Here is an 18,747-nt window from a genome sequence, read left to right as displayed (position 1 = left end):
AAATGAGCAACGGACTATTCGCTGTCGGCGTCCCCGGCCAGCGCGTCAGGCTATTCATCCGCGCAGCGCCTGAGCACATCGTCAACCAGCTCGGCGAGGATGAATGGGCCGTCGAGGCGATCGAGGCTGTGCCATCGGTCATGCGCGCGGATAAGAGCGGCGTTGATCCGCTGGCGCCGTCCGCTGACGACGAACTGCAGAAAGTCAGGGCCGAACGATGGAGCCGCCTGCTCGAATCGGACTGGACGCAGGTGGGTGACAGCCCGCTGTCCGACGAACTTCGGGCCGCATGGCGAACCTATCGCCAGGCCCTGCGCGATATCTTTATCGACCAGCCTGACGTCACGCCTGGCACCGTCATCTGGCCCGAAAAGCCGTCCACCTAATTTCCTCGAAAGGGCAAAAGAGATGATGCGACCGGCCAAGCTGGCTGGCGCCCCGACGTGCGTGCGCGGGGGCCGGACATGATCGAGACCATTTACGAATTCCCGCGCGGTTCCACGATCCGGGTGCCGATCGATTTTGACGCCGATGACGGGGAGACGATGGCGGACATCGACCTGATCGAGGCCGATCTGCGCTTTGCGGACTATAAGCCTGCCGACGTCACCGAGGACATGCCCAAGCAACTGGCCTGCACGATCGAAGCGCGCGGTGACAATGCGGGCTGGTTCGTCACGGTCGAAGCCGATCGGTCATCCGCCCTGCCCCTTGGCTATTATGTTTTCGACGTGCGCCTGACGGTCGGCGGAGCCGTCACCATCGGACAGCCTGCCGCCATCAAAATCACCGAACCCGTCACCCGGAGGCCCGAAGAATGACGATCTACCTCAAATGGGGTGGCGCGCCCTATTATGGCGTCGGCAAGGTGCTGGCGGTCGTTGGCCCGCCTGGCGCATCGGCGTGGCAGGGGATGGCGGACACCGAAAATCCGGACACGGGCGAACCCTATATCCCTGAAGCATCGATTCCGGCGATGGTGGAATTCTTTAGGGACATGGCGGCAGACGCCGCTGAAGCGGTTCTGGTGGTCGAGGAAGAGGCGCGCTTTCTAGTCCCCAACAATATCGGGTCGATCAGCCGCAACACCAACGGCAACTGGTATCCTGACGGCTCCCAAATCCCCGCGGTCGTTGGCGACCGGGTGCTGCTGGTGAACCAGACCGACCCGCGCCGCAACAGGCTCATGCTCTACAATGCGGATCATAATCTGGTCCCCGCGCCCGGATATGAAGACGCGACCAATCTGCCGCTGGAATTCAGCGTCAAGATCACCGACGGCGCGCGCTATGCCGGGCAGCTTTGGAAAGTGGTAGATCCCGTCAGGGCGCTGCTGGGCACCGACGAGCTTACCTGGGTCAGGGCGAACGCACCGCAGATCTACGATCCCAACACGTTCCTTGCAGGCCCACCCAATCCGACGAACAAGGCGCGCGCGCCGGAAGTGCGTTATCTGGTCCCGGCAGACCTTCCACGGCTCAAGGCCCACCCCTCCTGTCTGATCGATCGCGACATCAATGATTTGATGCAGGGTGATGTCGGGCGGCTGGGCAGCTATATCGACCCGTCCAGTCCCTATGACATGCGCAGTGCCTTCTACGCCGCATCGCGCCGGCACCGTACGGTGCTGATCGATGTCCCCGAAGTCTATATCGGCAACACGCTCGGCGCGGCCGACATGGCGAACACGACCTGGATCGTCTATGGCCATGAAGGGTCGGGTGGCGTCTCGATCATCCAGACCAATCCGGGCAGCAACCTGCTAAATTGCCAGCAGAATATGCGATTCGTCGGCGGCCTGCTGCGCCTGCGCTATCTGGTGCCACCGACCGATCCGGCGCTCAAAGCTATCCTGTTCGGCGACAACGTCAAGAATGTGCATTTCGACGGCGGCGTTTTGCTGGAAAACTGTCCGACCGGCATTTTCCTTTCCGGCGGCAATGAGAATATCAGCTTTGGCGACGTCAAGCTGGGCGAGGGCTGCATGGGCCGCGCCTTCTACGCCGCGGGCAACAGCCCCACGGCGAAGGTCAAGGATATAGAGATCGCCCGGCTTTGGGGCGCAAGTTCGACCACCACTTATGCCCTGGTCGAGATCGACCATGATTGCGAGGATATCCGCATAAATGGCGGCAATCTCTCGGGCGGCGTGCAGTCCATCTACACGCGCAACACCAGCGGCGACATCACGCGCGACCCGCGCCGGATCACGATCCGCGACGTCCGATCCATCAACACGACCATGTCGGGCTATCTGATCGCCAACGGCGTCGATATCTATCTCGACCATCCGGTGACTGATGGAAATGGGCGCAACGGCATTTACACCACCGCGACGGCTGGCGGCCTGACGATCAATTCGCCGCGGTGCCATCGTGCAGCCCGCGACGGCATCAACATCAACAGCACCACGATGAGGCGTTGCACGATCATCGATCCGATGTGCGCCGACAATAACCAGTCGAATGGCGTGTATGGCGGGATCGGCATCGAAAACGGTGCCAACAACATCACCATCATCGGCGGCTCGTGCGGTCCCAGCCCTGATGGAACGATCGTCACGTCCGGCGCTGCGGCACCCGGTGCGCACGTCTATGGCGTCGATATTCGCGGGACGAACCACCGCAACATCGTCGTGGAAAACGTCAACTGCGACAATGTGGTGAACGCGGCGGGCTATCGCGACCAGACCACTGCGGGGGGCGCGGGGACCACGAACAAGCTGACCGTCATCAAGAACTGCAACATCCCCGGCACCGCCGGGCCAGCTTTCGTGTGAGGTAGATCATGGCGTTTTCCGTAACCTATGACGTCGTAGTCTATTCCAACAGCCTACCCGGCGTTCTGGCGGCGGTCGCCGCGGCGCAGCAGGGGGTGAGGACGGCGATCGTCAGTCCCGAGGGGCACATGGGCGGCATGTCGGTCAATGGCCTCAGCGCCATCGACATGGGGCGCTACGGCACCAAGCTGAACGGCTATCTGATGGGTGAATTCCTCCAGCGGATCGGCCAGCTTTCCGGCGCGGGTTCGGCAACACGGCTGGAGCCGCGTCTGGCCGAGCGGGTGTTGCGCGACATGATGGCGAGCCGTTCCGTCGCCCAGTTTTCGAGCCGCACCCTGGCCAGCGTCCAGAAAACCGGGACGACGATCGCATCCATCACCGACACGGCGGGCAATGTCTATGCCGCCGCCCAGTTTATCGACGGCACCTATGAGGGCGACCTTGCCCGCATGGCCGGCGTCACGATGCGCATAGGGCGGGAGGCCGCCAGCGAGTTCGGCGAGGAACTGGCCGGCTTCTTCCCCGATCCGGCGGGGCCGCAGGAGGTCAACCCTTACGTCTCGCCCGGCGTGCTGTTTGAGGGGCTGGTTCCCGATCCTGGCCTGACGCCAGGACAGGCCGACCCCGATGCGCAGCAGCCGATGGCGTTCCGGGTGCCGCTGACCAAACGGCCGGGTTTGCGCATCGGCATCCCGCAGCCGCCGGGCTATGATCCTGCGCTCTTCGCCTTCCTGACGCAGGGCCTCAATGAATATTCCAATCCGATCGTGCCGGGCAATTGCAGCTACGGGAAGACAGACTGGAATTTCGACGCGCGGATAGTTGACAGTTGGGTATGGAACCAGGCCACGCCGGAACAGCGGGCCGTGATCACCGCGAAGCTGCGCGCCTATCAGCAGGGCTATATCTATTTCCTGCAGAAAGACCCCAGCGTCCCTGCTCGCGCACAGAAGAAGGCGCGCGAATGGTATCTGGCGACCGACGAGTTCATCGACAACGGCCGCTGGCCGCGCATGGCCTATGTTCGCGACTGGGCGCGGATCGACGGGCAGAGCGTCCTTAACTACAATCAGGTCAAGGCGACCCCGCTCGGCTTTCCCAGCACGTCGGTCGGGATGGCCTCCTATTCGACAGATTGCCATTCGCCCCGCTATTATGTCGAGGCCTCGTCCGGCAAGCTTCGGCAGGACGGCGCTTCGACGGTCGGGCGGACCACAGCGGGCAAACTCAAGCTGACGGTCGATCCGTATCAGATCCCGTTCAAATGTTGTCGGCCCAAAGCGGTCGAGGTCGTCAACCTTCTGTGCTGCTGCGCGATCAGCATCACCGCCGTGGTGATGTACAGCTATCGCATGGAGCCCGCTGCTGGGCGGATCGGCGCGGCCTGCGGTGTCGCTGCCGGCCTCGCGGTCAAGACGGCGACCGCGCTTGACGACCTGGTGATCGGCCCGTCCACGACGGCAGGCAGCCTTCAGGCCGTGCTTGTTGCGCTGGGCCAAGTGGTCACCTTCGTCCCCACCGTTCCGCTGCCGACGCCTGACGAAGATCCAGACAATCCAGACGATCCCGACAATCCAGACGACGAAGACGACGACAATGAGGATGGCGTGGGCTGATCCTACGCCGTCGATCCTTCAGGAGACCGATGATGCATATGCTTTTCCGCTTGGCCTGCGCCATGGCGTTCCTTTTCGCGCCCACTCTCCTTGCCCAGACTACGCCGAGCGTGCAGGCTCCTGCGGGCTTCGCACCGATGCAGGCGCCGTGCGTCGTGAAAACCGGGGGCGGCTGCGCGGCTGTATCTCCGGCAGTTCCGATGCCCGTCACGCCGCTCGAATCTCTCCCGGTCTATGTGGCGACCGCGACCGGTTACGGGGCCTATGCCACTCCGACGGACATGCTCACCATCACGGCGCCCACAGGCAAACGCCTGACCATCCGCGACATGCGCATGATCGCCAATGTGACGACCGGCGTGCTTGCGAATTTTCAGTATCTGACGCGAGCGACCGCCAACAGCGGCGGCACATCGACCACCCTCAGCGCGGTCAAGCGCAACACCGCAGACACAGCGTCGTCGGCCGTGGTCCGGCTTTACACCGCAGCGCCGACGACTGGTACGCTCGACCGGAGTTTAGGTGAGGTTCGGGTAATGATCAGCGCAGCGACGTCGACGCCGACGCTCATCGCCACCTCGAACACCGGCAGCTCGATAGCGGGGTTGTTCGGCGGCGTCCCCATCGCGGGCATCGTTCTCAATCCTGGCGAGACGCTGGTGCTGGGCTTTGGCGGCGCAGCGCTACCGGCAGGGTTCACCGCCTCTGTCGGGGTGGTGTGGACCGAAGAGACGCTGTGATGGAGCAGATGTCACAAGGCGAACCCTGATGACCGATCCAGTCCCAATCGCGGTATCAGCGCATGGGTTCAGTTGGACCGCTGCTGGCGCGTGGGCGACGTTTCTCGTCCTGCTCAGCGCCTTGGGCGTGCTGGTTCGGATGATTGGGCCCTGGAAAAAACAAACCACAGACGCGGAAGATAAGTTGCGCACAGACCTGATGGCCCGCGTCGAGATTCTCGAAAAGAAGCTTGAGCATAAAGACGCGATCCACGCCGCAGAGCGCGCGCTTGATCGCCACAAAATCCGCAACCTCAACCAGTGCCTCGACGCCGTGCTGATGATCCTTGAAACGGCGCCCGAGAAAACTGTCGAAGTCGTCGGCAAGGTGCGAGTGATGCGTGAGGCGCAACTTAAGGCCGAGGCCGCCGAGGCCGCTGCCATTCACGCGGCCGAAATTGCCGCTTCGGGAGGCGAATGACATGACCTGGATCACCAATCTGCAAGGCCGCATCGGCGTCGCCCAAGATGGCGCGTTCGGCGTGAAGTCCTTCACCGCCTTGTTGCGAAAGCTAGGCGCCGCGCAGGACCGCGCGGAAGAACTCGCGATCGGCGCAGCGGTGCATCTGCCTGCCTATGGCATCATGGACAGCGCGCAACGCCTGGCCCACTTTCTCGCCCAGGTCGGACATGAAAGCGGCTCCTTCAAATATATGGAGGAAATCGCGAGCGGTTCCGCATATGAGGGGCGCGCTGATCTGGGCAACACGCAGTCCGGCGACGGCGCGCGGTTCAAGGGCCGCGGGCCTATCCAAATAACAGGCCGCGCGAACTACCGCTTCTTCGGCCGGCAGATCGGTATTGATCTGGAGCGGCGGCCTGAGATTGCCGCATATCCATCTATCGGGATGCATCTGGCGTGCGCCTACTGGTCCAACCGTAATCTAAACGGGCTGGCCGACAAGGATCTGCTGGAGGACATCACCCGCAAGATCAACGGCGGCCTTAATGGCCTGGCTGATCGCAAGTCGCGGCTGGTGGCTATGAAGGGGCTGGTCGCATGAAACCTTGGGTCACAATCAAATTCGTGACGCCACGCGACGGCCGGGGCTGGATCGGCCTTGGCTGCTTTGCGCTGGTCGTGTTCATCCTGGGCATGGTGGCGGCCGATAAGGCGCTGCTCGAAAGCGATGCCTTCCTGATCTTGGCCACGGCGCTGATCGTCACTGGCTGGGTCAATGGCCCTGTCGGCTGGGCATATCAGGCGACCAAGGGCGGCGGGGAATTGGCCGATCGCAACGCGGCGCTGGTCCAGCGCCAGGCGGAAAATAGCCCGCCGATTGCAGAAGAGAAGAAGTGATGGGCCTGGGCAAGATCGCGCGCGGCGCTGGCAAGGTCGGGATGCTGATCGAGGGTTTGGGCTATATCGTCACTGCCGCGCGCGCTCTGGTGCGGGCCATCAAAGGCGATCCTGCCGCGCGCCGCGATGAAGGTGTGCAGCAGGATCAGGGCGGCGATAGAGCAGGCTAGCCTTGCTCCGCTAGCTTTTTTTCACAATAAGTTCGATGATGGCGCGCAACTCCGCCCCGGGGCGTGCCCTATGTTGCATTGATGTGGACGTGGCCATTTTGTAAGCCCAATGGATGAACTATTATCGTCATCCTGAGCTGATCCTTGTCGCCATCGCGCTCATGCTGCTTGTCGGCATAGTCCGCGACCAGGCGCGAAGAAATAGAAGCCCTCGCGGTGGCGCGGCTTCCATTCCCATCTTGCTCACGTGCGTAGCGGCACTGCTGATCGGCGCATTGGCGATCTATCTGGTGGGAGGGTGACCGCCAGAGGTTAAATCAGCAGGCCATCCGTATCCGGATCTTGGCCGCCGGCACCCATGCCGCGCGTTTGTATCGCCATTTCGATCTCACCTGCCAACAGCATGGCGTCGTTGTGGGTAAAGCCGCTATCTTCATCGATGACGTCATCGAGACCAAAGCGGCCAACAAATATTTGAAAGCGTTCCAAGGCGTCATTCAGATCTTCTGGCATGGGAAATCCAATTTGCTGGGAGGGTGACATGCTGAACGCTGCCGCAGCGCTTTAGTGCCGCGCTACTGCGCCGCATATATGGGCCATAGCCGATCGACTTTCCTGGTAGCTGGACAAGTATCTGCCGCATGTATAGGTCCAAACCTATGCCTAATGCCCCTTCGTACAATGAAATTCTGCAACGCATGGCGGACGGCCACAAGCCTAGCGCCGACGAGATGGCGATATATGCAGATTATGTTGAGGCTCAGCGCATAAAAGGAGAGTCCGACTTCGCGCGGTGGTCGAGGGACAATGTGTTCCCGCCTCAGTGGGACGAACGCACGGCCGCAATGCGAAAGATGATTCCCGACTTTGTGAAGTCAGTTGTCGATTTCGGCTGTGGAGCGATGGCGCTACGCGCGATGCTGCCGCCGGAATTCAAATATATTCCGCTCGATATCGTGTCCCGCAGCCCTGATACCGTGGTGATGGACTAGAACGCGCTTGAATTGCCGCCCCTTCCGCGCGCCAATGCCGCCTTCTTCAGCGGCGCACTGGAATATGTCATCGACCTCGATCGGCTGCTTGATGCGGTGTCGAACGTTTATCATGTCGTGGTCTGCAGCTATGCCGGCACCAACAATGCGCCGGACCGGGTGCCGGCACGCCGTCGGGGCGGCTGGGTCAACGACCTGAAAATCTCCGAAGTGATAGCTCTGTTCGAGACGCGAGATTATCTGCCGTTGGAAATGAAGCTTTTTGGGCCGCACAGCCTATTCGTATTTAGACGCAAGACGATCCCTATCATGTCAAAAATTGGGGCGTCCGGAAGTGTATCGGAAAATGGCCTGAAATAATCGGGCGTGCCAATGTCACAGACTTAATCATGATCTGCTTGCATTGCCGCCGCCTGTTATCTAGCTGTTTTCCCATCTTGGCAGGGGCCAGGTGGGGCCGGAGAACAAGGTTATGTTTCTGCCAAACCGCTATGCCAGCGGCATTGAGTTTTCGCAGAAAAGCCTTGGGGATCGCTACTATCTAGATTTGATCAGGGGTAACGGCGAGCGCAGCAATGTGCTTGTTATCACGTTCTTTGCCTTTGGCATGGTGAATCCGCGCACGATCCAGATGGACGAACCCTGGGCATTTAACTTCGTTCGATCCCAAGGTGTTTCCGTCCTTGGCGTGAAGCCAGCGACCGCTGACTGGTATCGGGGAGAGGAACTCCACCGCTATTTTCGATCAGCCGAGTTCAGCGACCTTGCGGCTAGCTTTGATCGCGTCATCTTCTACGGCACATCTATGGGCGCCTACGCTGGACTGGTCTTCTCGCAGGCACTCCCATCGGCCGATGTCATCTCACTCAATCCGCAAACCACTTTAGATACGCGTATCGTCCCTTGGGAACCGCGCTTTAAAGTTGGGCAGGAACAGGATTGGGACGGCGATTTCAATGATGGAGCCACAACGGTCGAGCGAACCGGAAAGGTCTATGTGACCTATGATCCCTTTTTTATGCTGGATCGCCGGCATGTGGAGCGGCTGCCGGCGTCTGGAATGGTGCTGTTGAAGGTTCCTATGGTCGGCCATTCCACCGCAGTTTGGCTGACTAAAATGGGGTTGTTGAAAGGACTATTCATCGACATCTTGAACGACACGTTCAACGCCGATGCCTTTCATCGCAGTGTTCGGAAGCGGCGCGACATCGCGCATTACTATCTAGAAATGGCTCGCTGCGCTGGCGGCCGAAGAGCCGAGGTTCGCCGTTGGTGCCTGGCCAAAGCTGAAACGATGGCAGAGGACGACGCCTCCGCCTATCTCGAAATAGCTGCCCTTCATGAGAAAAATGCTGATTTTGCGTCGGCAGAGCAGGTTCTTTTTCATCTTCGGACAGTCAGGCCGAACCTGCCCCATGCTCCGTATCAACTTAGCAGGCTGATGCGCCGCCAGCATCGGCTTGGGGAGGCGTTAGAATATGCGCAAACTGCCTTATCCATCGCCCCTAAAAATGCGGTCTACCAAGATTGGCTGGTATCGCTACAGACGGCGTAACGGGAAAGGCCAAGCGGGTTTTTATCGCCGAAGGAGATGCTGATGCGCCTGCCAGTATGCGAGGACATCTGGACATCGCCGCATCTCCATGTGTCGGCGATCATCTACGATACCTCCCGTCCGCTGATCATCACGTTCACTCCCGCAGCGCCAACGCGGGAGGCTTTTGGCGGGACTCTCTTTCAGCAGCACAGAATTAATCACATTGCCGTCACTTGCATGTCTCCCGATTGGTGGCAGATTGGGGCTGTTGATGAAGCTGGCGCTGCCCTGCACAACTTTGCCTCCAAATTCCCGCGTGTGGTGCATTACGGCAGCAGCATGGGGGGCTATGGGGCGCTCTTTTTTTCCGGAGCCGTTCAACCTGATTGCGTTGTAGCGATCGCACCACAATTTTCCATCGAACCCGGTGAAGCGCCGCTGGAAAAGCGTTGGGCCGCGAATGTCCCCCGGATCATAGATCGAGGGGGTTTTGTCAGGCCCGCGATGGCAGGGAGGATCATGCAATCTGGCAAAGTGTTTATCCTGTTCGATCCTGCCAATCCAGACGCAAGGCACATACCCTTGTTCGAAGCGGTGCGGCCGATCGAACGCATTGTCAGTCCTTTTGGCGGGCACGGTCTGATCGTGGCGCTAAAGCAAATGGGCCTTGATTACGCCGTTGGGACAATGGCGATCGATGCGGACCCAGATCCGGCTGTCATGCGCAGAGAAATTCGTAGCCGACGACGCGACAGTGCCGAATATTTTTACAATATGATCGCGTACCTTCAAAGGAGCGGGAAGTCGGTACAAAAAGTCCTCGCGCTCGCGATTAATGTAATCCCGCAACAGCAGCCAGGAATCGCACTTGCTTTTATGAATGCCGCTCTTCAGGCCGGCGAACCGAACCTTATGTGTCGGGCATTCCTTGCGTTTATAAACGGCGCAATTGTCGACGGCGATGTAGGTCTTATCGCACGTATGCGTGATCGCGCGCCCTTGCTCATCGAGCATGACTTCGTCTCCGAGGCAGCGGATCTGCTGGATGGATGGATCGGCAACGAGGACATCCCTGACATTACTGAAATTGCAAAGGTCAACAACACTCTTCGCCGCTATGCACCCGCAGACCCTCTGAAGTCTTATCGTGTGCGGTCCGCGGTTAGGCTCCTGGAATGGTCAGGCGCGCTTGATACTGTCTCGCTCGCGAAAATCGCCAAGGCGATCTTGCTCCGCGCGGCCGGAGACGCCAATGCCGGGACAGCGCTGCTGCGAGAGGTATCAGTTTTGCTTGGCGGCTGGCATCCCTTCAATCTTGAAGTGGCAAAGACGTGGGCTGCCTTCGGCGACGACACTAAGGCCGTGATGTTCGCACGCCGGGTCGCCGAACGCGAGGCCGTGCCCGGCGCCGCCGCCCAGTTCCTCGCAGTCCGGCTGGAAAATGTCGGTGACTACGATGGTGCGCTGCGTTGGTTCGAGCGCCTGACCGACGCGATCGCGCCGACCAGTCCGGCGTGGAGTGCAAGTTTGGTAGGCAGTGCCCGATGCCTGCGACGTATGGGTAGTTTGGCTGACGCGCTGGCCCTGCTAGACCAAGCATTAGAAAAGGCACCCCAGAATGTTCTCGCTGCCAGAATGAGGGAAAGCGTCGCGAGAGAAATGGAATTAGGCAGAAATCACGACGGCGATGAAGGTGGCCCCGGCGAACCACCAACGAAATGAACCGCCGGGACCAACTATGCGATAGCCGTGGCGGCGCAATGCCTCAACCTGCCATTGCGACCAGCCGCGCGAAGGCTTATGTTCCCGTCATGTTCTCAGGCTCCACCCTGCTCGCCATCGAGGGCGCCGACTATCCGAATCACCGGGGTGCAGAGCGGCGCGCAGAGATCGCGCAGTGCCGGCCGGGCGACCCTCTGACGTTCAGGCGCCTGCGCGGGCCGGCTGGTGGCAAGCGATCGGTGGGCGTCTATTCGGAGCGCGGCGTGCAGCTGGGCTATGTCGGCCCCGATGACCTTGCCCAGATGCCTGGGCTTGCCTCCATCGGCCGGGCCATCTTCCAGAGCGCCGACACCTGGGGCTGCGTCATCGCGGCGACCGCCGACGGATCGGCCCCGGTCCTGCGTGCGCCGCGCGCCCAGCCGAAACTGGTCGTGCCGCCCCGCCCGCCGCGGGACGAATATTGCGATATTTTCCCTGCCGCAAAGCAAGGAAGGCGGACGCGCGCAGCGGACCCTCGCCATTCCGACAAAATCGGTAACCAATTGATATCAAATAAGGCAACAAAAGGAGAACCTGTCGGAATAAGGCATGATAAATAGGGGTAAAATGCGGACTTAAAATCCGCCTTCCCCTGGAAATGCGGGTTCAAGTCCCGCCGTCCGCACCATCCTCGATAATCGGTTTTTTCAACCAAAAGACTGGATATTGCGGCCCGCACCCGTAAGGATGGCGGCATGGCCGGTGCGATCAATCCCAATAGTTTCAGCGACTCTCTCGTCATCCTGGGGGCGGCGGGGCTCGTCATCCCCGGCTTCGCGCGATTGCGCATCAGCCCTGTCATCGGGTTCATCCTGGTCGGCCTGGCGGTCGGTCCGGCGGGGCTGGGATCGCTGGTCAGCCAATATCCCTGGCTCTACCATGTCACCATCTCGGACGGCGAGGCGATCGAGCCTTTCGCCGAACTGGGCGTCATATTATTGCTTTTCTCGATCGGCCTGGAACTGAGTTTCCGGCGATTATGGACGATGCGCGCGCAGGTGTTCGGCGTAGGCGCGACCGAACTGATCGGCGGGGCGCTTTTGATCGCGACCGGCCTCTATCTGCTGGGACAGCCGACCGCCGGCGCGATCGGCCTGGGCCTGGCGCTGGCGCTGTCGTCCACGGCGGTCGTGCTGCCGATGGTCGGTACGCAGAGCGCGGTCGGTCGCGCGGCCTTCTCCATGCTGCTGTTTGAAGATCTGGCGTTGGTCCCGATCATCTTCATGCTGGGCGCGCTCGCCCCATCCGTGGCCGCCAGCCCCGACGGCGCATGGAGCGAGATGGCCAATGCGCTGATGAAGGGCGGCATCACCATCGCAGTGATGTTGGTGCTGGGCCGGTTGGTCCTGCCCCATATCTTCAGCCAGGCGGCGCGGACGAAAAGCCCGGAGGTGTTCCTGGCGGCCAGTCTGCTGGTCGTGATCGTCTCCAGCCTCGCCACCTCGATAGCGGGCCTCTCCCCGATCGTCGGCGCGCTGCTCGCCGGCATATTGATCGCCGAAACCGACTATCATAGCGAAGTCGAGGTGATGACCGCCCCCTTCAAGGGCCTGGCGCTGGGCGTGTTCCTGATTACCGTGGGCATGAGCCTCGACATCCGCGTCATCCTGGCCAACTGGCCCAGCCTGCTGCTCGCCGTGATGGGCGTGGTGCTGGCCAAGACGGTGGTGACATCGGCGCTGCTCTATCTGTCCGGCGTGCGCAAGGGCGTGGCGCTGGAGGTCGGGGTGCTGATGTCCAGCCCGTCGGAAACCACGCTGATCGTGTTGTCGACGGCCGCGGCGGCGCAATTGATCCTGCCGTCCACCGCCGCCTTCTGGCAGATCGTGACCGCCATCGGCCTGACCATCACGCCGCTGCTGGCGCGCATCGGTCATGACGTCGCCCGGCGGCTGGAAATGGCGATCGGCGAGGAGCGGATCGAGGCGACCGAGGATCATGTCGAGGCGGCGGCGGTCGTCATCGGCTTCGGCCGTGTGGGCCGCATGGTGTGCGACTTGCTCAAGGCGCACAAGCAGCGTTTCGTCGTGGTCGAATCCGACCCCGATGTGGTCGCGGAGGCGCGGCGGCTGGGCTATCCGATCCTGTTCGGCGACGTGGCGCGGGTGGAGATGCTCGACCGGCTGCGGCTGGGCCATGCCCGCGCGCTGATCCTGACGATGGACGATCCGGTCCTGTCGGTCCGCGTCACCAAGCGAGTGCGCGGATGGGTGCCCGACCTGCCGATCATCGCGCGCGCGCGCGACACCGATCATGCCGCACAACTCTACAAGGCCGGGGCGAGCGACGCGGTGCCCGAAACGCTGGAGAGTTCGCTGCAACTGGCCGAGACGGCGCTGGTTGACCTGGGCGTCGCCATGGGGCCGGTGATCGCATCGATCCACCAGACGCGCGAGGATCTGCGCGTCGGCATCAAGGAAGCGGCGCAGATGGAAACCGCGCCCAAGCTGCGGCGGCTGCGACCGGACGAGGTGGGCTAATCCCCCTCCTCCGGCGGGCTGAAGACCGACCAGCCGGTGCGCCGCGCCAAGAGTTCCAGCGCCTGGGTGCCAAGGCAGCTATTGCCGTTTTCGTTCAGGCCCGGCGACCAGACCGCGATCGATGCGCGGCCCGGCACGATGGCCAGAATACCGCCGCCCACGCCCGATTTTCCTGGGATGCCGACGCGGAAGGCGAAGTCGCCTGATGCATCATAGTGGCCGCAGGTCAGCATCAGCGCGTTGATGCGCCGCGCGCGGCTGGGCGAAACCACCCTGCCCCCGTCCGGGTGTCGGCCGTCGAGCATCAGATAACGGCCCGCCAGCGCCAGTTGACGACAGCTCATCTCGATCGCGCATTGGTGGACATAGCTGCCGAGCACCAGATCGACAGGATGGCGGACATTGGAGAAGGCGCGCATATAATTGGCGAGCGCCATGTTGCGATAGCCGGTGGCGGTTTCGGACGCCGCGACATCCTCGTTGATGGCGACGCTGTCGTCGCCGCTGAGATAACGCACGAAGCGCAGCATCTCGCCGATGGCGACGCGGGGCTGGTGCCCGCCCAGATTGACGTCGGACACGACGATGGCACCGGCGTTGATGAAGGGATTGCGCGGGATGCCCTGCTCCCGTTCCAACTGGACGATGGAGTTGAAGGCGTTGCCAGACGGTTCCCGCCCGACCCGTTCCCAGAGCTGGTCGCCGACCTTGCCCAGCGCCAGGGTCAGGGCGAACACCTTGGACACCGACTGGATCGAAAAGCCGGTGTCGGCGTCGCCGCCCGTCAGCAAATCGCCATCCGCAGTGGCGATGGCGATCGCAAATCGGGCGGGATCGACCTTGGCCAGTTCGGGAATATAGTCAGCGACCTTGCCACGATCGGTCGCTTCACCCATCTGTGCGACGATATCGGCGATGATGGTCGAAAGCGACGGCTTCATGCTTGTCCCCAGTCCAGCCGCAGCGCCTGCGGGCGTTGCGCGCCGGTCAGCCCTTAGCGATCGTCATTCGATCCAGATATCATCATTGCTGACATAAAGGATATTCTTGCCGCAAAAATTGATCGGCCGCGTCGTGCGGCCACCGCCGGCGAAGGTGACGCGAACGGTGTGGGTGCAGGTCGTGCCAGTGGAGAAATTCATCTGGCGGAACAGATTGGCGGCGAGCGGCCCGCTGGTGCGGAACCAGTTGGCGCTGGGCGTGCCCGAAGCGCCCATCATGGCGAATTCGACGATCGATTCGCTGCTGGCGTTGAACAGGCGGAAGGCAAGGTCAGCCTTGACCGCCGCGCTGCGCGCCGCATCGCGGCTCCCAGCCCGCTCTGCCGCGGCGCGGGCGCTGGCGCGGGCATCCCCGCCGGCGGGCATGGGGGCACTACCGGCCACCCGCGCCATGGACTGGCCGGTATAAGGCGTGCAACTGCCGGAGAAATTCGCCAGCGAGCCGGTGATGCGCAGGGTGCCGGTTTCACGGTTGAGCGACATGACCGGACTGAACAACCAACCGAAATAGACTTTGCCGGCGATCATCGACGGCGTCACTTCCAGCTTCTTGATTTCGTGCCAGCCGCGCTGGTCATCGTCACCCAACATCGCGTCGGGGATCAGCGCTTCGCCGCTATCGCCCGCGACCTTGATCCGAATGGCGTCGTCAAAGGGCACGCGACGGCTGTTGGACTGATTCTTCATCGTGCCGTCGGACTGTCGCACCTTAATCTGGGTGGTGACGAAGCGATCGCCCCGCCCACGGCAGAACAGATCGACGGTCGATACGGACGGCGCGGCTTGCAGCCCGATCGCGGCGACGATCGATGCGCTCAAGATGATGGCAACCACAATAATTCCCCCCCAGACACAAACCCAGACAGGGTTCATGCGACAGGTCAGGACAATGACAGAAAAAAGCGGACCGGAAAATAATTCAAGAGCATGAGGCCATGATATTCGGCGGCCTCACCCTTCATTTGATGTACGACGTCATTGGGATGACGAATTGGGATAAAGTCGCCACCGGCCCCGGATCAGGCCGGAACTTTGGCCAGCGCCTCCTTGACCGCATCGATCGCCGCCGCCGCCTTGTCCCCATACGGGCCGCCGCCCTGTGCCATATCGGGACGGCCGCCGCCGCCCTTGCCGCCCAGCGCTTCGACGCCGACGCGGACGAGATCGACCGCGCTGATGCTGGCGGTCAGATCGTCGGTCACGCCGACCGCGATGGTGGCGCGGCCTTCGACGACTGCGACGATTGCGGATACGCCGCTACCCAAAGCCTTCTTGTTGCCGTCCACGATGCCGCGCAGTTCCTTGGGATCGAGGCCGTCGATGACCTGGCCCAGGAAGCTGACAGCACCGACCTGTTCGGGACCGGCCGGGGCTGCGCCCGATCCGCCGCCAAGGGCCAACGCCTTCTTCGCTTCGGCGAGGTCGCGTTCCAGCTTTCGGCTCTGTTCGACCAGCGCGGTGATGCGGGCCAGCACATCTTCGGGCGACGTCTTGAGCGCGGCGGCCGACTGGCGCAGCTTGTCGTCGCGATCGACCAGCCACAGGCGCGCGGCCTCGCCGGTCAGCGCCTCTATCCGGCGGACGCCGCTGGACACGGCGCTTTCCGACACGATCTTGAACAGGGCGATGTCGCCGGTCGCGCGGACATGGGTGCCGCCGCACAGTTCGACCGAATAATGATGCTCGTCCCCCTTGCCCATGGAAAGGACGCGGACTTCATCGCCATATTTTTCGCCGAACAGCGCCATCGCGCCCGCGCCGATCGCGTCGTCGGGCGTCATGAGGCGGGTCGTGACCTCCTCATTATGACGGATCTGCGCGTTCACATCCGCTTCGACCTTCGCAATCTGCGCATGGGTCAGGGCTTCGGGATGCGAGAAATCGAAGCGCAGGCGCTCGGCCGCGACCATGCTGCCCTTCTGCGTCACATGGCCGCCCAGTTCCTTGCGCAGGGCTGCGTGCAGCAAATGGGTGGCGCTATGGTTGGCACGGATGCGGTCGCGGCGTTCGACATCGACGGTCAACTGGACGGTGTCGCCCACCTTGACGCTGCCCGCGTTGATCGTCGCCTGATGGGCGTGGAGGCGGCCCAAGGGCTTGGACGTGTCGGCCACTTCGGCGGACAGACCGCCAAGCGAGGCGATCGTGCCCGCGTCGCCATTCTGGCCTCCGCTTTCGCCATAGAAGGGCGTCTGGTTGGTGATGATCGCGACCGTGTCGCCGACGGTGGCGCTATCCACGCGCACGCCGTCCTTGACGATGGCCTGCACTTCGCCTTCGCCCTGGGTGGAGGCGTAGCCGACGAACTCGGACGTGCCGAAAGTTTCGGCGATGTCGTACCAGATTTCGTCCGACGCCTTTTCCCCGGAGCCCTTCCAGGCGGCGCGGGCGGCGGCCTTCTGCTCCGCCATCGCGGCGTCGAAGCCGGCGCGATCGACCAAAAGCCCCTGAGTGCGGAGCGCATCCTCGGTCAGGTCATAGGGGAAGCCGTAGGTGTCGTAGAGCTTGAACGCGGTTTCGCCCGGCAACGTCGCGCCTTCGGCAAGGCCGGTGGTCGCTTCATCGAGCAGGCGCAGGCCGTTTTCCAGCGTCTTGCGGAAACGGGTTTCCTCGCGCAGCAGGGTTTCCTCGATCAGCGGCTGGGCGCGGACGAGTTCGGGATAGGCGCCGCCCATTTCCGACACGAGGCTGGAGACGAGGCGATACATGAGCGGGTCTTTCGCGCCGATGATGTGCGCATGGCGCATGGCGCGGCGCATGATGCGGCGCAGGACATAGCCGCGGCCTTCATTGGCGGGCAGCACGCCGTCCGCGATCAGGAAGCTGGTCGAGCGGAGATGATCGGCGATGACGCGGTGGCTGGCCTGAAATTCGCCATCCGTCGCGGTGCGGGTGATCGCGCCGGACTCCGCAATCAGCGCCTTGAACGTGTCCGTATCGTAATTGTTGTGCACGCCCTGCATGACGGCGGCGATGCGCTCCAGACCCATGCCGGTGTCGATCGACGGCTTGGGCAGTTCGCTGACGATCTCGTTGGCTTCCTGCTCATATTGCATGAAGACGAGGTTCCAGATCTCGACGAAGCGGTCGCCATCTTCCTCCGGCGAACCGGGAGGGCCGCCCCAGATATGGTCGCCATGGTCGTAGAAGATTTCCGAGCAGGGACCGCAGGGGCCGCTGTCACCCATCGCCCAGAAATTATCCTTGGTCGGGATGCGGATGATGCGATGGTCGGGCAGGCCGGCGATCTTCTTCCACAGGTCGAACGCCTCGTCGTCCGTGTGATAGACGGTCGCGGTCAGTCTGTCCGCGGGCAGGCCCCATTCCTTGGTCAGCAGGGTCCAGGCGTGGGTGATCGCCTGTTCCTTGAAATAGTCGCCGAAGCTGAAATTGCCCAGCATTTCGAAGAAAGTATGGTGGCGCGCGGTGTAGCCGACATTGTCGAGGTCGTTATGCTTGCCACCGGCGCGGACCGATTTCTGGCTCGACGTCGCGGTCTTGTAGGGGCGCGTTTCCAGACCCGTGAAGACATTCTTGAACGGCACCATGCCGGCGTTCACGAACATCAGCGTCGGGTCGTTGTGCGGCACCAGCGGCGCGGACGGAACGATGGTGTGGCCGTTGGCCCCGAAATAGTCGAGGAAAGAGCGGCGAATGTCGTTGGTCGAGGTCATGGGGGCGATTTAGTGGGAAGCGGCCCGCCGCACAAGCGGGGGATTTCATCGCGCCGCCAACAGTTTTGCGACCTAGCCTCCTCTTGCCCTTCCACCCACCAACTGCCTAAAGCCCCTGGCTAGACGACGCTTCCAGTTCAAAGCATCGGCCGGGACAGGAGCTGGCGGTTCCCGATTAACCGAACCGGCGACATCTCCCGACATGGTCGACGGGTCATCACCCTCTACACTTTCATTGTCGCCGCCAACATTTGCGGCGTCCATTTCGGCAAAATTATAGTGCTGGCTGCAATAACCCAGCCCTTTATGGAAGCGCACCTTCGCCAGATGCGGGTGAGTAGAGAAGAAATAGGGTTCGGTCGTCTGCGGACAAAAATGTCCGACCAAGCTTTGCCGCGTCAATTGCGGGTTGGTGATCGCCGAACCACCATGTGCAAGATCCGCATGCCAGACCAGAATATCGCCTTTTTTGGCCAGAAAACATTCAACGCCCTTGGCACTTTTCTGCGCGTTCTCTACCAGATGCGCGCGGTCGTGTCCCACGGGGTGGTGTAGGAAGGTTTCCCTGAGAGGGTGGCCACCGTCGATCTTCTGGTAGGGTTCGGATGCGAACTCGAACCTGGAGAAGAAGACGATGACCGATGACAGAATGGCC

Annotated in this window: 19 protein-coding genes and 1 pseudogene; 15 read left to right on the top strand and 5 right to left on the bottom strand. The window is 61.9% G+C overall.

Annotation, left to right across the window (positions count from 1 at the left end; translation table 11 throughout):
• Positions 1 to 2 precede the first annotated feature (2 nt).
• The 10 genes from EWH12_RS17850 to EWH12_RS17810 all read left to right on the top strand — a co-directional run bounded on the left by EWH12_RS17850 (position 3) and on the right by EWH12_RS17810 (position 6,949).
• Complete coding sequence (locus EWH12_RS17850; protein WP_129927386.1) at positions 3 to 386, top strand: tail fiber assembly protein; 384 nt, start codon at positions 3 to 5, stop codon at positions 384 to 386.
• Positions 387 to 464: 78 nt separating this feature from the next.
• The gene (locus EWH12_RS17845) at positions 465 to 821 is read left to right on the top strand and encodes a hypothetical protein (protein WP_129927385.1); all 357 of its coding nucleotides are present in this window, start codon (positions 465 to 467) and stop codon (positions 819 to 821) included.
• Positions 818 to 2,779 (top strand): right-handed parallel beta-helix repeat-containing protein, encoded by a 1,962-nt coding sequence (locus EWH12_RS17840; RefSeq protein WP_129927384.1) that lies wholly within the window; start codon positions 818 to 820, stop codon positions 2,777 to 2,779. The genes EWH12_RS17845 and EWH12_RS17840 overlap by 4 nt, the downstream gene beginning before the upstream one ends.
• Positions 2,780 to 2,787: 8 nt before the next feature.
• Positions 2,788 to 4,398, top strand: a complete 1,611-nt coding sequence (locus EWH12_RS17835) for an FAD-dependent oxidoreductase (RefSeq protein WP_129927383.1) — start codon at positions 2,788 to 2,790, stop codon at positions 4,396 to 4,398.
• A gap of 29 nt (positions 4,399 to 4,427) precedes the next feature.
• Positions 4,428 to 5,138, top strand: coding sequence for a hypothetical protein (locus EWH12_RS17830; protein WP_129927382.1), 711 nt, complete (start codon positions 4,428 to 4,430; stop codon positions 5,136 to 5,138).
• Between the two features lie 28 nt (positions 5,139 to 5,166).
• A complete protein-coding gene (locus tag EWH12_RS17825; protein WP_129927381.1) occupies positions 5,167 to 5,598 on the top strand; it encodes a hypothetical protein in 432 nt (143 codons plus the stop codon).
• Between the two features lies 1 nt (position 5,599).
• On the top strand, positions 5,600 to 6,181 hold the full coding sequence (locus tag EWH12_RS17820) for a glycoside hydrolase family 19 protein (RefSeq protein WP_129927380.1): 582 nt from the start codon (positions 5,600 to 5,602) through the stop codon (positions 6,179 to 6,181).
• Positions 6,178 to 6,477, top strand: a complete 300-nt coding sequence (locus tag EWH12_RS17815; RefSeq protein ID WP_129927379.1) for a hypothetical protein — start codon at positions 6,178 to 6,180, stop codon at positions 6,475 to 6,477. The genes EWH12_RS17820 and EWH12_RS17815 overlap by 4 nt, the downstream gene beginning before the upstream one ends.
• Positions 6,474 to 6,647 (top strand): hypothetical protein, encoded by a 174-nt coding sequence (locus EWH12_RS22325; RefSeq protein WP_207212433.1) that lies wholly within the window; start codon positions 6,474 to 6,476, stop codon positions 6,645 to 6,647. The genes EWH12_RS17815 and EWH12_RS22325 overlap by 4 nt, the downstream gene beginning before the upstream one ends.
• A 113-nt stretch (positions 6,648 to 6,760) precedes the next feature.
• Positions 6,761 to 6,949, top strand: a complete 189-nt coding sequence (locus tag EWH12_RS17810; protein ID WP_129927378.1) for a hypothetical protein — start codon at positions 6,761 to 6,763, stop codon at positions 6,947 to 6,949.
• A 10-nt stretch (positions 6,950 to 6,959) separates the two neighbouring features.
• Here the strand turns inward: EWH12_RS17810 and EWH12_RS17805 are convergent, their stop codons facing one another.
• A complete protein-coding gene (locus EWH12_RS17805) occupies positions 6,960 to 7,160 on the bottom strand; it encodes a hypothetical protein (RefSeq protein WP_129927377.1) in 201 nt (66 codons plus the stop codon).
• Between the two features lie 185 nt (positions 7,161 to 7,345).
• On the opposite strand from EWH12_RS17805, the gene EWH12_RS17800 reads away from it, so the two are divergent.
• From EWH12_RS17800 to EWH12_RS17775, 5 genes are all read left to right on the top strand, one after another.
• Positions 7,346 to 7,639 (top strand): hypothetical protein, encoded by a 294-nt coding sequence (locus tag EWH12_RS17800; protein ID WP_129927376.1) that lies wholly within the window; start codon positions 7,346 to 7,348, stop codon positions 7,637 to 7,639.
• Between the two features lie 12 nt (positions 7,640 to 7,651).
• Positions 7,652 to 7,999 carry a hypothetical protein gene (locus EWH12_RS17795; RefSeq protein WP_129927375.1) on the top strand — a complete coding sequence of 116 codons (348 nt, stop codon included), beginning with the start codon at positions 7,652 to 7,654 and terminating at the stop codon, positions 7,997 to 7,999.
• A 112-nt stretch (positions 8,000 to 8,111) separates the two neighbouring features.
• Complete coding sequence (locus tag EWH12_RS17790; RefSeq protein WP_129927374.1) at positions 8,112 to 9,194, top strand: hypothetical protein; 1,083 nt, start codon at positions 8,112 to 8,114, stop codon at positions 9,192 to 9,194.
• Positions 9,195 to 9,236: 42 nt separating this feature from the next.
• Positions 9,237 to 10,898, top strand: coding sequence for a tetratricopeptide repeat protein (locus tag EWH12_RS17785; RefSeq protein WP_129927373.1), 1,662 nt, complete (start codon positions 9,237 to 9,239; stop codon positions 10,896 to 10,898).
• 734 nt (positions 10,899 to 11,632) lie between these two features.
• Positions 11,633 to 13,417 carry a cation:proton antiporter domain-containing protein gene (locus EWH12_RS17775; RefSeq protein ID WP_129927371.1) on the top strand — a complete coding sequence of 595 codons (1,785 nt, stop codon included), beginning with the start codon at positions 11,633 to 11,635 and terminating at the stop codon, positions 13,415 to 13,417.
• Here the strand turns inward: EWH12_RS17775 and EWH12_RS17770 are convergent.
• The 4 genes and pseudogenes from EWH12_RS17770 to EWH12_RS22320 form a co-directional block, all read right to left on the bottom strand.
• Positions 13,414 to 14,358 (bottom strand): glutaminase, encoded by a 945-nt coding sequence (locus EWH12_RS17770; RefSeq protein ID WP_129927370.1) that lies wholly within the window; start codon positions 14,356 to 14,358, stop codon positions 13,414 to 13,416. The genes EWH12_RS17775 and EWH12_RS17770 overlap by 4 nt on opposite strands.
• 63 nt (positions 14,359 to 14,421) lie before the next feature.
• Positions 14,422 to 15,252, bottom strand: coding sequence for a hypothetical protein (locus EWH12_RS17765; protein WP_207212432.1), 831 nt, complete (start codon positions 15,250 to 15,252; stop codon positions 14,422 to 14,424).
• Positions 15,253 to 15,437: 185 nt separating this feature from the next.
• Positions 15,438 to 18,092, bottom strand: coding sequence for an alanine--tRNA ligase (alaS, locus tag EWH12_RS17760; protein ID WP_129927368.1), 2,655 nt, complete (start codon positions 18,090 to 18,092; stop codon positions 15,438 to 15,440).
• 72 nt (positions 18,093 to 18,164) lie between these two features.
• Positions 18,165 to 18,747 (bottom strand): annotated as a pseudogene (locus tag EWH12_RS22320) (hypothetical protein); the annotation flags it as partial.

The sequence above is a fragment of the Sphingobium cupriresistens genome (assembly GCF_004152865.1).
Classification (GTDB): Bacteria; Pseudomonadota; Alphaproteobacteria; order Sphingomonadales; family Sphingomonadaceae; genus Sphingobium; species Sphingobium cupriresistens.
This window is presented reverse-complemented; position numbering and strand designations above follow the sequence as displayed.

Bases quoted from the DNA above. Each gene is read 5' to 3' on its own strand.
- EWH12_RS17845 (WP_129927385.1), top strand. From the start codon at position 465: ATGATCGAGACCATTTACGAATTCCCGCGCGGTTCCACGATCCGGGTG.
- EWH12_RS17785 (WP_129927373.1), top strand. From the start codon at position 9,237: ATGCGCCTGCCAGTATGCGAGGACATCTGGACATCGCCGCATCTCCAT.
- EWH12_RS17820 (WP_129927380.1), top strand. From the start codon at position 5,600: ATGACCTGGATCACCAATCTGCAAGGCCGCATCGGCGTCGCCCAAGAT.
- EWH12_RS17815 (WP_129927379.1), top strand. From the start codon at position 6,178: ATGAAACCTTGGGTCACAATCAAATTCGTGACGCCACGCGACGGCCGG.
- EWH12_RS17805 (WP_129927377.1), bottom strand. From the start codon at position 7,160: ATGCCAGAAGATCTGAATGACGCCTTGGAACGCTTTCAAATATTTGTT.
- EWH12_RS17835 (WP_129927383.1), top strand. From the start codon at position 2,788: ATGGCGTTTTCCGTAACCTATGACGTCGTAGTCTATTCCAACAGCCTA.
- alaS (WP_129927368.1), bottom strand. From the start codon at position 18,092: ATGACCTCGACCAACGACATTCGCCGCTCTTTCCTCGACTATTTCGGG.
- EWH12_RS17840 (WP_129927384.1), top strand. From the start codon at position 818: ATGACGATCTACCTCAAATGGGGTGGCGCGCCCTATTATGGCGTCGGC.
- EWH12_RS17850 (WP_129927386.1), top strand. From the start codon at position 3: ATGAGCAACGGACTATTCGCTGTCGGCGTCCCCGGCCAGCGCGTCAGG.
- EWH12_RS17830 (WP_129927382.1), top strand. From the start codon at position 4,428: ATGATGCATATGCTTTTCCGCTTGGCCTGCGCCATGGCGTTCCTTTTC.
- EWH12_RS17810 (WP_129927378.1), top strand. From the start codon at position 6,761: ATGAACTATTATCGTCATCCTGAGCTGATCCTTGTCGCCATCGCGCTC.
- EWH12_RS17775 (WP_129927371.1), top strand. From the start codon at position 11,633: ATGGCCGGTGCGATCAATCCCAATAGTTTCAGCGACTCTCTCGTCATC.
- EWH12_RS17770 (WP_129927370.1), bottom strand. From the start codon at position 14,358: ATGAAGCCGTCGCTTTCGACCATCATCGCCGATATCGTCGCACAGATG.
- EWH12_RS17825 (WP_129927381.1), top strand. From the start codon at position 5,167: ATGACCGATCCAGTCCCAATCGCGGTATCAGCGCATGGGTTCAGTTGG.
- EWH12_RS17790 (WP_129927374.1), top strand. From the start codon at position 8,112: ATGTTTCTGCCAAACCGCTATGCCAGCGGCATTGAGTTTTCGCAGAAA.
- EWH12_RS17800 (WP_129927376.1), top strand. From the start codon at position 7,346: ATGGCGGACGGCCACAAGCCTAGCGCCGACGAGATGGCGATATATGCA.